This window comes from Serratia sp. DD3 (assembly GCF_000496755.2).
In genome coordinates this window covers 23,224-35,898 of the sequence record NZ_AYKS02000011.1, presented here as the reverse complement: position 1 = coordinate 35,898, position 12,675 = coordinate 23,224, and the positions used below count along the sequence as shown (strand labels likewise).

The window sequence follows — 12,675 nt, the reverse complement described above, 5'->3', positions numbered from 1 at the left end:
CCCCCGCTGCCTTCGCCTCTTCCGCCTGCTTTTTAGCTGCTGCAGCAACAGCCGCTTCTTTTTTGGCTTCCGCTTCCGCTTTCTTCTGAGCCTCTGCCTGTGCTTTGACTATTTTATCTGCCTCAGCTTTGGCTTTCGCTGCAGCCTCCTCGGCTGTTTTCTGTTGTTCTTTAGCCTTAGCAGCCGCAACCTCGGCCGCTTTTTGCTGTTCAGCTTGTACCTTAGCGTCCTGCGCCGCTTTTTCCTGTGCCGCCAAACGCTCCTGCTCCAGTTTCTTCAGGCGTTGTTGTTCTACTGCCTGCTTCTGCTGTAACTCTTCCGCCTGCTGTTCCGCTTTCTTCTGGCGCTGTTTTTCTGCACGCTGGGCATCGCTACTCTGCTGCTGCTGGCGATTATACTGCTCGACGACAGCACCCGGGTCGACCATCACTGCCCCTACTACAGAACCATCACCGCCACCGCCAGCACTCATTTCGGCGTTTTCTTGCAGTGATCCCCAAATCAACAGGGCAATCAATAGGATGTGCAGAACCACCGATACAATAACGGCGCGATTCAGCTTATCGTTTTGCTCAGTTGCCTTTACCAAAATAGATTCCCAAAAACTGGTGCTTAAACGTGTTCCCGCCAAATAAAAGCAGGAACTGGGTTACCTCTGACCTCAGGGTCAAATTGGCTGAGTCATCAGCCCTACAGAAGTTACCCCCGCTTGATGAAGAATATTTAACGCCTTGATAATCTCATCATAGGGTACTTCCTTGGCCCCACCGATCAAAAAAACCGTCTTCGGGTTAGCCGCCAAACGTGATTTGGCTTCTGCCGCCACCTGCTCTGGTGGCAACAGTTCCATGCGGTTATGATCAGCCACCAGAGTGTATTGCCCTACGCCAGAAACTTCGAGGATCACCGGTGGATTATCATCACTGGACACTGTCTTGGAATCAGTTGCATCCGGTAAATCCACCTCAACACTTTGGGTTATGATTGGCGCAGTTGCCATAAATATCAACAGCAACACCAGCAATACATCCAGCAACGGAACTATGTTGATTTCCGACTTGAGCTCCCGCCGGTTACGACCACGAACTTTCGCCATGCTACCCCCTACTTATTTGCTGTCGCTGGAGAAGGCCTGGCGATGCAGAATAGCGGTAAACTCTTCCATAAAGTTGTCGTAATTCTGGTCAAGCTTGTTAACCCGCTGGTTAAGACGATTGTAAGCCATGACGGCAGGGATCGCGGCGAATAGACCTATCGCGGTAGCAATCAATGCTTCCGCGATACCGGGTGCCACCATTTGTAAGGTTGCTTGCTTAACCGCCCCCAAGGCAATAAAAGCATGCATGATCCCCCACACCGTACCAAACAACCCAATATAGGGACTGATGGAACCCACGGTACCGAGGAATGGAATATGCGTTTCCAACATTTCCAGTTCACGATTCATGGAAATACGCATCGCTCGCGTGGCCCCTTCAATCACCGCTTCTGGCGCATGATTATTGGCACGATGTAAACGCGCAAACTCCTTGAAGCCCGAATAGAAAATTTGCTCTGAGCCAGTCAGGCTATCACGGCGCGACTGACTTTCTTGATACAAACGCGAAAGCTCGATGCCCGACCAAAACTTGTCTTCAAACGCTTCGGCGTCACGCGTTGCCGCATTCAAAATGCGTGTCCGCTGGATAATAATCGCCCAAGATGCCACTGAAAAACATATCAAAATCAACATGATAAGCTTAACCAGCAGGCTCGCCTTCAAGAATAAATCCAGGATGTTCATGTCAGTCACTGCTTAAACTCCGCGACAATAGACTTAGGAAGCGCTATCGGCTTCATTTGGTGTTGATCAATACATGCAATCAATACATCGGCCTTACTCAAAAGAGTACCATCAGAATTTATAATGCATTGAGCAAACGTAAGAGAAGCCCCGCGTATTGAGGTGATTTTACTTTTCACTTCCAGCATGTCATCAAGACGAGCGGGGTGTAGATAATCCACCGTTATACGCCGGACAGCAAAAGCGATATGTTCACTGAGCAACTGCTGTTGATGAAAGTTACGCTGGCGCAACATCTCAGTGCGTGCTCGTTCATAAAAGGCGACATAGCGAGCATGGTAAACCACCCCACCAGCATCGGTATCTTCATAGTAGACCCGAATTGGCCATCGAAATAACGTATTACTCACAAGACTTCCAAACCAATGCGATTTAACGATATTACTATACGCAAGAGAGATCGGGTTTGGAATGGGTTACTCGGGGAGAATGGAAATAATTATGGGTAAATACGGCCCATGGCATAGAGACTTAGCCCGTCAAAGGGGCTTACACCATGCTTGGGCCAGCTATTTATAAAGAAACGTAAAGTAATGCTGCCACTAGGATGATTATTGCTGGTAATGGCGCAAAAAAGGCACGCCAAAACAGCGTATGGGGGCGGAACCCAACACCGTGAACCAGACCGGCACACACAGCCCACATCAGCAACAGACCTTGCCAAATCGCCAATGAACTGGTGCGTGCGGCAAAAAGTGTGGGATCCCAAAAAATACACCCAGCCAAAATCAACGCCAACACCAGTGAAAGGGCCCTTAACGGGCCCTTGTCTGCGATAGCATACAGCTTATCTATCAATGCTGAACTCATCACTTATTGTCTTGCTGTGCTTTTGAATCTTCAATGTGCTCAAGCGCCAGAGCTGTAATAATACCGAAGGAACAAGCAAGAAGCGTTCCGAGGATCCAGGCAAAATACCACATGGTTTAGCTCCTTTTGCTTAGTACAGTGAATGCTTGTTGTTTTCAATAAAATTCTTATCCAAGCGACCAAACATTTTGTAGTACGACCAGATGGTGTACGCCAGAACGATAGGCACGAAGATAATCGCCACAACAGTCATCACTTGCAGCGTGAACAGGCTGGAGGTGGCATCCCACATCGTCAGACTGACATTAGGCACAGTGCTTGATGGCATAACAAACGGGAACATGGTGACACCCGCCGTCAGGATCACACAAGCACAGGTCAATGACGAGGTCACAAATGCCATTGCACCTTTCCCGAAGCGAGAGAACAGGATAGTCAACAGTGGCAAAATCACCCCGAGTGCTGGCAGAGCCCACAGGATCGGATACTTGTTGTAGTTAATCAACCAGGCACCCGCTTGATGAGCAACCTCTTTGCGCAATGGGTTGGACTGCGCTGCCGTATCCAGTGCTGAAGTCACTACAAAACCATCAATACCGTACACCAACCAAACACCGGCCAGCAGGAAACATACCCCCATCACCAACGCAGAAATCTGCGCTGCTGCGCGTGAACGCAGGTAAACTTCCGCCGTAGTACGCATTTGCAGGTAAGTTGCCCCCTGAGTGACCAGCATGGTCAGGCTGACAATACCGGCCAATAGAGCAAACGGATTCAATAATCCGAAGAAGCTGCCGGTATAGAACAGGCGCGCAGTCGTGTCGATATGGAACGGCACCCCTTGCAACAGGTTGCCAAATGCCACACCAAATACCACTGCAGGCACAAAACTACCCGCAAAGATGCCCCAGTCCCACATATTACGCCAGCTGTTGTTTTCCAACTTAGAACGGTAATCAAAACCAATAGGGCGGAAAAACAACGCAGCCAACACCAGAATCATCGCAATATAGAAACCAGAGAACGCAGCAGCGTATACCATTGGCCAGGCAGCAAATAATGCACCACCGGCGGTAATCAACCATACCTGGTTACCATCCCAGTGTGGGGCAATGGCGTTGATCATTATCCGACGCTCATTATCCGTTTTACCGATAATGCGCACCAGTATGCCGACACCCATATCGAAACCATCGGTGACGGCAAAACCGATCAGCAATACGCCAACCAGGATCCACCAGATAAATCGCAATACTTCATAGTCAAACATATCTTGGACTCCTGTTTAGTGCGCTTCCTGCATGGCAGCAGTCGGTTGTTCAAAGTGATAGCGGCCAGTTTTCAAGCTGCTTGGACCCAGACGCGAATATTTGAACATCAGGTACATTTCAGCCACCAGGAACAGGGTATACAAGCCACAAATCAGCACCATCGAGAACAGGACGTCACCCGTACTCAAGGAAGAAGTAGCCAGTGCAGTAGGCAGCACTTCACCTATTGCCCATGGTTGGCGACCATACTCTGCCACAAACCAACCGGCTTCTGAGGCGATCCAAGGTAATGGAATCCCGAACAGCGCCGCACGAAGTAGCCATTTCTTCTCGCCAATACGGTTACGCAACACGCTCAAGAAAGACATACCAATGATAAACAGCATGATTACGCCACAGGCCACCATGATACGGAAGGAGAAGTATAATGGGGCTACACGTGGAATAGAGTCTTGAGTCGCTTTCTGAATCTGTGCTTCCGTGGCGTCAGCCACATTATCGGTATAACGCTTAAGCAGCATACCGTAGCCCAGATCCTGTTTCTTCTCATTGAAAGCGTCACGAACAGCAGGGTCGGTATTGCCACCACGCAGCTCTTCCAACAACTGATAAGCCTTCATACCGTTGCGGATACGTACCTGATGTTCAACCATCAAATCCTTCAGGCCGATAACCGGGGTATCAATAGAGCGGGTAGCAATCAGGCCAAGCATCCATGGAATCTGAACAGTGAACGAGTTCTCCATCTTCTCTTGATTCGGAATACCGAACAGAGTAAATGCCGCAGGTGCGGGTTGCGTTTCCCATTCAGCTTCAATAGCAGCCAGTTTGGTTCTTTGCACATCCCCCATTTCGTAACCAGATTCGTCACCCAGTACGATAACAGACAGGATCGCGGCCATACCGAAGCTGGCAGCAATAGCAAAAGAACGCTTGGCAAAAGCAATATCACGCCCTTTCAGCAGATAGTAAGAGCTGACACCCAGGATAAACATCGCACCGGTGGTATAACCTGCCGCGACAGTATGGACAAATTTTACCTGTGCAACCGGGTTAAGCACCAGTTCGGAGAAGCTCAGCATCTCCATTCGCATGGTTTCAAAGTTGAATTCAGAAGCAATCGGGTTCTGCATCCAACCGTTAGCCACCAGGATCCACAACGCAGACAGGTTAGAGCCTAGGGCTACCAACCAGGTTACCGTCATGTGCTGTATCTTGCTGAGACGATCCCAACCAAAGAAGAAGAGCCCAACCAGCGTTGACTCCAGGAAGAACGCCATCAGCCCCTCAATAGCAAGTGGGGCTCCGAAGATATCACCGACGTAGTGTGAAAAGTATGACCAGTTAGTCCCGAACTGGAACTCCATAGTCAAACCGGTGGCCACACCCAGAGCAAAGTTGATTGCGAACAACTTGCCCCAGAATTTGGTCATATCTTTATAGATTTGTTTGCCTGACAGCACATATACCGTTTCCATAATTGCCAGCAAAAACGCCATCCCCAGCGTTAATGGGACAAATAGGAAGTGGTACATCGCCGTTAAAGCAAACTGTAAGCGCGACAGTTCGACAATATCAAACATCTTGACTCCTTGCTCCTCGCAGGAAGACTACAATTTGCGGTTATCGGTATGACTTAATCAAGAATAGCCGATAATACTTCGCAGTGAATGCCTTTAAACACAACAAGTTTTATTCAACCTTGCCGTTTTCACTCCTGGATTGTTACCCCCATAAAGGCGAGCAAAAACACAGCAATGAAAACCAACAGTAGGTAACAAATGCAACAAGATCAACCATTCCTAATTACACAATGGCATGATACTCGTCAAAGCACACACAATAAATAGGTTTTTACGTGACCTGTGTTAGAGTTTTGGTGACAGGTCAAAAACCAGTCCAAAGCGAGCGCTGGGTTTATTTTGATCTAAAACAATTTAAGCCATTCTGAATATGATTACCAGATTAATTACCTAATTAATAGAACCCGCACTACAGACAGTAAATCAATGCGTTAATTGTTCTTTATTGATATATCATTGTTAATTTGATGTGAATGAAAATACATTTTATTGTACTTTCAATTAAGTAATACACGTCATTATTCACGTCTGCTTATACTTCACAGTTTCTGCATACGGCCCATATCCAAACTGTCAGTAATAATAATTCCTATTAAGATACATGCATCGTTAAAAAAGGCCACCTCAATGGGTGGCCAGTCAGAAAATTTATCCGTCATGATTGAAGCAGCCAAGGTGAGTGGCTAATGCTTGCGCTGTCACATAAATCAAACGGAATATTGTCATCCGATCAACGCATTAGCACCGCTTTCACTGCATCACCAATATCAGCCAGGCTGCGTACTGTTTTCACCCCTGCGGCCTCTAGAGCAGCGAATTTCTCATCAGCAGTCCCTTTGCCACCGGCAATAATTGCACCCGCATGGCCCATACGCTTACCTTTAGGCGCAGTAACACCAGCAATGTAACCAACAACCGGCTTGGTTACATGCGCTTTGATATAAGCTGCAGCATCTTCTTCCGCACTACCACCAATCTCACCGATCATCACTATCGCTTCTGTTTGCGGATCTTGCTCAAACATTTTCAGGATATCGATGAAATTAGATCCCGGAATCGGATCACCACCGATGCCGACACAAGTAGACTGACCGAGGCCTGCATCAGTGGTCTGTTTTACCGCCTCATAAGTCAGCGTACCGGAACGGGAAACAATCCCCACTTTGCCAGGTAGGTGTATATGGCCAGGCATAATACCAATCTTGCACTCCCCTGGTGTGATCACCCCAGGACAGTTAGGGCCGATCATCCTGACACCCGCTTCATCAAGCTTCACTTTCACCGTCAACATATCCAGGGTTGGGATACCTTCTGTGATAGTGATAATCAATTTGATGCCAGCATCAATCGCTTCAAGAATCGAGTCTTTACAAAATGGTGCAGGAACATAAATTACCGATGCCGTCGCGCCAGTGGCTGCCACAGCTTCACGTACGGTGTTGAATACGGGCAAACCAAGGTGCTGAGTTCCCCCTTTACCCGGTGTCACCCCACCGACCATTTTGGTGCCATAAGCAATAGCTTGCTCTGAATGGAAGGTCCCTTGGCTACCCGTGAAACCCTGGCAAATGACTTTGGTGTTTTTATCGATCAAAATGGACATTATTATTTCCCCTCCACGGCAGCAACAACTTGCGAAGCCGCATCACTCAGGCTAGTTGCAGCAATGATATTCAGCCCACTGTCTGCCAATTTCTTGGCACCGAGCTCTGCGTTGTTCCCTTCCAGACGGACCACCACCGGGACATTAACACCCACTTCCGCTACCGCACCAATGATGCCTTCAGCAATCAGATCACAACGCACGATACCGCCGAAAATGTTCACGAAAACCGCTTTCACCTTCTCATCAGAGAGGATGATTTTAAACGCTTCAGTCACACGCTCTTTGGTTGCTCCACCACCCACATCAAGGAAGTTAGCGGGTTCGCCACCGTGTAACTTCACAATGTCCATGGTCCCCATCGCCAGACCGGCACCATTCACCATGCAACCGATGTTGCCATCAAGAGCAACATAATTCAGCTCCCATTGGGCAGCGCGGGATTCACGCTCATCTTCTTGGGAAAGATCACGCATTTCACGTAGCTCAGGTTGGCGGAACAACGCATTGCCATCCGCCCCCAGTTTGCCATCCAGGCACACCAGGTCACCCTGTTTGGTGATCACCAGCGGGTTAATCTCCACCATCGCCAGGTCACGCTCCAGGAACAACGTCGCCAATCCCATAAAGATCTTGCTGAATTGACCGACCTGCTTGCCACTCAAACCCAGTTTGAATGCCAGCTCACGGCCTTGATATGGCTGCGGGCCAGCCAGTGGGTCAATGATGGTTTTGTGGATCAGTTCTGGCGTTTCTTCCGCCACTTTCTCGATCTCAACACCACCTTCGGTGGAAGCCATAAACACGATACGGCGACTTGCACGATCAATGACCGCACCTAAATAGAGTTCTTTATCAATATCAGTGGCGGTTTCTACCAGGATCTGGTGCACCGGTTGCCCCAGCGCATCTGTCTGATAAGTCACCAAACGTTTGCCTAACCAAGCTTCAGCAAACGCGCGGATCTCTTCCTTTTTGCTAACCAGTTTAACGCCACCTGCTTTACCACGGCCACCAGCATGAACCTGACATTTCACAACCCACGGACCGGAGCCAATTTTAGAGGCGGCTTCTTCTGCTTCACGCGGTGTATTACAGGCATAACCGGTTGGTACTGACATGCCATACCGAGCAAATAGCTGTTTTGCCTGATATTCGTGTAAATTCATGATGTTCTATCCATTCAGATCTGAAAATTTCAGCCGAGTCACTTTCGCGGAAGCCCGCATGATCTATCGGCCACGTAGCACAGAGTTTGGGATCAGTCTCCTTCTCCCATAGATACCCGTCGCCATTTGAACTGCTGAGACATTAATTTCTCCACGACAGCTCATCCTTGAGCCTTGCTACATCACCTTCTGCGGCAATGTAAATCCGTTTACGTCGAGGGATTAAACGTCCAGCAACAGACGGGCCGGATCTTCCAACATCTCTTTTACCGCCACCAGGAAGCCCACAGACTCTCTTCCATCAATCAGGCGATGGTCATAGGAAAGCGCCAGATACATCATCGGTAGGATCACGACCTGACCATTAACCGCCATTGGACGATCTTTGATGGCATGCATTCCAAGAATGGCACTTTGTGGTGGGTTGATGATCGGAGTGGACATCAATGAACCGAATACCCCGCCATTGGTAATAGTGAAATTACCTCCGGTGAGCTCTTCCACTGTCAACTTGCCATCACGGCCTTTAATCGCCAGTTCTTTAATTTTCTTCTCGATGTCCGCCATGCTCAGCGTATCGACATCACGCAGCACAGGGGTAACCAAACCACGAGGTGTCGATACCGCGATACTGACATCAAAGTAGTTGTGATAAATCACATCACTACCATCAATTGAAGCGTTGACTTCCGGGAAGCGTTTCAACGCTTCAACCACCGCTTTAATGTAGAAGGACATGAAACCCAGACGAACCCCATGACGTTTTTCAAAGGCTTCACCGTACTGGGTACGCAGATCCATAATCGGCTGCATGTTGATTTCGTTAAAGGTAGTCAGCATTGCGGTGCTGTTCTTCGCCTCCAGCAAACGTTCTGCTACACGTTTACGCAGACGAGTCATTGGTACACGCTTTTCACTGCGCCCAGTCAGCACAGGTTGCGGGGCTACCACTGGAGCAACAGGCTCTGCCGCACTTTTTTGCTGAGTTGCCAGGTGAGCTTCCACATCTTCACGGGTGATTCGCCCCCCAACCCCACTGCCTTTAATCGCGGCTGCGTCAAGGTCATTGGCCGCAATCAGGCGGCGAATCGCCGGGCTCAGTGCCTCATTGCTCTCGTCATTCAGGCTGGCAGTGGCGCGTTGTGCCGGGGTAGGTTGCACGCTCTGACTCTTCTCTTCAGTCGGCATACCGGAACTATCACCCAAACGGATACGGCCAAGAATCTGGCGTGAGGTCACTGTCGCCCCTTCATCCTCCAGTAATACATCAAGGATGCCCGCTTCACTGGCAGGAACTTCCAACACCACTTTGTCTGTTTCGATTTCAACCAACACATCATCACGGTTGACTTTATCACCTGGTTTTTTATGCCAAGTGGCCACCGTGGCATCGGCAACCGATTCAGGCAGGTCAGGAACCAGAATATCTACGCTACTCATTAGCTTTCCTTTAATTTTTTAATCAATATTCAGCGCGTCATTCACCAGCGCCTGTTGCTGCTGCTGGTGTACGGACAAGTAACCTACGGCCGGAGAAGCAGAGGCTGGGCGTCCGGCATAACGTAACGAAGCCCCGGACGGAATCACGTCACGGAAGTTATGCTGGCTGCAATACCATGCCCCTTGATTCAATGGCTCCTCTTGGCACCAGACAAAATCATGCACATGAGCATATTGCTTCAACACCGCTTGCACCGCTTGGTGCGGGAACGGGTACAACTGCTCAATACGCACAATCGCAACATCTTTCTGGTCATTCTTGCGGCGTTGTTCCAGTAGGTCGTAATAAACCTTACCCGAACAGAGCACCACACGTTTAACGGCTTTCGGTGCCAGTTCGTCGACTTCGCCAATCGCCAACTGGAAAGACCCATTTGCCAGTTCATCCAGAGAGGAAATGGCTAATGGATGGCGCAATAGAGACTTCGGTGACATGACCACCAATGGGCGGCGCATACTGCGCAGCGCCTGACGGCGTAACATATGGTAAACCTGTGCTGGCGTAGACGGAATGCAGACCTGCATATTCTGTTCTGCACAGAGTTGCAGGTAACGTTCCAGACGAGCTGACGAGTGTTCCGGCCCCTGCCCCTCATACCCATGAGGCAACAACATCACCAGACCACACATACGGCCCCACTTCTGCTCACCCGAACTAATGAACTGGTCGATCACTACCTGAGCACCATTGGCAAAGTCACCAAATTGCGCCTCCCAGATAGCCAGCGTACGGGGCTCAGCGGTGGCATAACCATATTCAAATGCTAAAACAGCCTCTTCAGACAGAACGGAGTCCCAGACATTGAACACCCCCTGTCCGCTGTGAATATTGTCCAACGGTATATAAACAGAGCCATTTTTCTGGTTATGGACCACAGCATGACGGTGGAAGAAAGTTCCACGACCGGCATCCTCACCGGAAATACGGATCGGAGTACCCTCATCCAGCAGCGTTGCATAAGCCAGGGTTTCTGCCGCTCCCCAGTCAAATGGTTTATTGCCCGCAGCCATCTCGGCACGATCACCGTAGATTTTTGCCACCCGTGACTGCATTTCGATCGCTTCAGGTACTGTGCTGATACGCTGTGCCAGTTCCTGCAGACGTTTCATCTCGACCTTGCTAGGATAATCAGCATCCCATTCATGGTTCAGGTAGGGCGACCAGGTGAAAGAGTGCAGATTCATCGGACGCCACTCTTCAACCACACAGTCACCACGATCAAGTGCATCACGGTATAGGTTGACCATTTCCGTGGCATCTTCCAGGGTGGCAATGTTCTCTTCCGCCAGAACATCGGCGTAGATTTTACGTGGTGTTGGGTGTTTCTTGATCTTCTGATACATCACTGGCTGGGTAGCACTTGGCTCATCCGCTTCGTTATGCCCATGACGGCGATAACAGACCAGATCGATCATAACGTCACGCTTGAAGGTATTACGGAAATCCAACGCCAAACGGGTCACAAAGGCGACTGCCTCTGGATCATCAGCATTCACATGGAATATCGGTGCCTGCACCATTTTGGCGATATCGGTACAGTATTGTGTCGAACGGGCATCTAGCGGGTTCGAGGTAGTAAAACCAATCTGATTGTTGATCACGATACGCACAGTGCCGCCGACTTCATAGCCACGAGCCTGCGACATATTCAGGGTTTCCTGCACTACCCCTTGGCCGATGATAGCCGCGTCACCATGGATGGAGATTGGCAACACCATATTGCTGCGTGCCTCATCTAAACGATCACGACGCGCACGTACCGAGCCCATAATCACCGGGCTGACAATTTCCAGATGCGATGGGTTAAACGCCAGTGCCAGGTGAACCATCCCCCCCTCGGTTTCGACATCAGAGGAGAAGCCTTGGTGATATTTAACATCACCGGTGCCTAAGTGTTCATTATGCTTACCAGCAAACTCATCGAACAGGTCCGCTGGTTTTTTGCCCAACACGTTAATCAGCACGTTCAAACGGCCGCGGTGTGCCATCCCCAGTACCACTTCTCGGGTACCATTTTTGCCGGCATGACGTATCATTTCTTTCAACATCGGTACCAGCGCATCACCCCCTTCCAGCGAAAAACGTTTGGCCCCTGGGAATTTCGCCCCCAGGTAACGCTCCATCCCTTCAGCGGCAGTGAGTTCACTCAGGAAACGGCGCTTTTCATCTGCGGTAAAGCTCGCCAGCCCTGCCACAGATTCAATGCGCTGCTGAATCCAGCGTTTCTCTTCGGTATTGGTGATATGCATATATTCAGCACCGATGGAACCACAATAGGTCTGTTTCAGTGCTGCATACAAATCACTTAATTTCATGGTTTCTTTGCCAATAGCAAAAGAACCCACATTGAACGTTTCCTGAAAATCGGCCTCGGTCAAATTGTGATACGCTGGCTCGAGATCCGGCACCCGCTCCTGTTTCCACAAGTCAAGTGGATCAAGGTTTGCGTGCTGATGCCCACGGAAACGGAAGGCGTTAATCAGTTGCAAAACCTTAACTTGTTTAGCATCTGTTTCCGGGTCATTGATTGATGAGTTATAACGTGCGGGTTCTTTCGCCAGGCGGCGGAAATAATCTCGCGTTTGGGAGTGGAGCTGGTCGGGTTTGACACCCGCGGTGGGTAGCTGTTGAAAAATGGACCGCCAGCTATCTTCAACGGAACTCGGATCGGTCAAAAAGTCTTCATAGAGCTGTTCTATGTACGACTGGTTCGCGCCCGCTAGATAGGAGGAATCCAGCCAGGCCTTCATTGCGCCGTTCTGCATTATGATCCCTTAAGCTTTTAAAGCTTCAGTTTTCGCCGTGGTTAACATAATTACCGTACTAATACGGTTCGTCATAAAAACGGTTCACTCGACGTGCTTGTACCCTGGATTTTCTTACTCACAACCCTGA

Annotated in this window: 12 protein-coding genes; all 12 read right to left on the bottom strand. The window is 49.5% G+C overall.

Going from position 1 to position 12,675, the window contains the following annotated elements:
- A partial coding sequence (gene tolA, locus IO95_RS00925; RefSeq protein ID WP_037383369.1) for a cell envelope integrity protein TolA occupies window positions 1-589 on the bottom strand: 589 nt, incomplete at its 3' end.
- 78 nt (window positions 590-667) lie between these two features.
- Window positions 668-1,096, bottom strand: a complete 429-nt coding sequence (tolR, locus tag IO95_RS00920; protein WP_023490673.1) for a colicin uptake protein TolR — start codon at window positions 1,094-1,096, stop codon at window positions 668-670.
- Window positions 1,097-1,108: 12 nt separating this feature from the next.
- A complete protein-coding gene (gene tolQ, locus IO95_RS00915; RefSeq protein WP_023490674.1) occupies window positions 1,109-1,792 on the bottom strand; it encodes a Tol-Pal system protein TolQ in 684 nt (227 codons plus the stop codon).
- On the bottom strand, window positions 1,789-2,193 hold the full coding sequence (gene ybgC, locus IO95_RS00910) for a tol-pal system-associated acyl-CoA thioesterase (RefSeq protein WP_023490675.1): 405 nt from the start codon (window positions 2,191-2,193) through the stop codon (window positions 1,789-1,791). The genes tolQ and ybgC overlap by 4 nt, the downstream gene beginning before the upstream one ends.
- A 163-nt stretch (window positions 2,194-2,356) precedes the next feature.
- Window positions 2,357-2,653 (bottom strand): cyd operon protein YbgE, encoded by a 297-nt coding sequence (ybgE, locus tag IO95_RS00905; RefSeq protein WP_023490676.1) that lies wholly within the window; start codon window positions 2,651-2,653, stop codon window positions 2,357-2,359.
- The gene (gene cydX / locus IO95_RS23760) at window positions 2,653-2,766 is read right to left on the bottom strand and encodes a cytochrome bd-I oxidase subunit CydX (protein WP_023490677.1); all 114 of its coding nucleotides are present in this window, start codon (window positions 2,764-2,766) and stop codon (window positions 2,653-2,655) included. Before cydX ends, ybgE begins: the two co-directional genes overlap by 1 nt.
- A gap of 17 nt (window positions 2,767-2,783) precedes the next feature.
- A complete protein-coding gene (gene cydB / locus IO95_RS00900) occupies window positions 2,784-3,923 on the bottom strand; it encodes a cytochrome d ubiquinol oxidase subunit II (RefSeq protein WP_023490678.1) in 1,140 nt (379 codons plus the stop codon).
- A 15-nt stretch (window positions 3,924-3,938) separates the two neighbouring features.
- Window positions 3,939-5,507: a cytochrome ubiquinol oxidase subunit I gene (gene cydA, locus IO95_RS00895; protein ID WP_023490679.1), complete on the bottom strand. Its 1,569-nt coding sequence runs from the start codon at window positions 5,505-5,507 to the stop codon at window positions 3,939-3,941.
- 730 nt (window positions 5,508-6,237) lie between these two features.
- Window positions 6,238-7,110: a succinate--CoA ligase subunit alpha gene (gene sucD / locus IO95_RS00890; RefSeq protein ID WP_023489825.1), complete on the bottom strand. Its 873-nt coding sequence runs from the start codon at window positions 7,108-7,110 to the stop codon at window positions 6,238-6,240.
- Window positions 7,111-7,112: 2 nt separating this feature from the next.
- Entirely contained in the window at window positions 7,113-8,279 is a 1,167-nt protein-coding gene (sucC, locus tag IO95_RS00885; protein WP_023489826.1) for an ADP-forming succinate--CoA ligase subunit beta, read from the bottom strand.
- Between the two features lie 222 nt (window positions 8,280-8,501).
- The gene (gene odhB / locus IO95_RS00880; protein WP_023489827.1) at window positions 8,502-9,719 is read right to left on the bottom strand and encodes a 2-oxoglutarate dehydrogenase complex dihydrolipoyllysine-residue succinyltransferase; all 1,218 of its coding nucleotides are present in this window, start codon (window positions 9,717-9,719) and stop codon (window positions 8,502-8,504) included.
- 18 nt (window positions 9,720-9,737) lie between these two features.
- On the bottom strand, window positions 9,738-12,545 hold the full coding sequence (sucA, locus tag IO95_RS00875) for a 2-oxoglutarate dehydrogenase E1 component (protein ID WP_023489828.1): 2,808 nt from the start codon (window positions 12,543-12,545) through the stop codon (window positions 9,738-9,740).
- Between the last annotated feature and the right edge of the window lie 130 nt (window positions 12,546-12,675).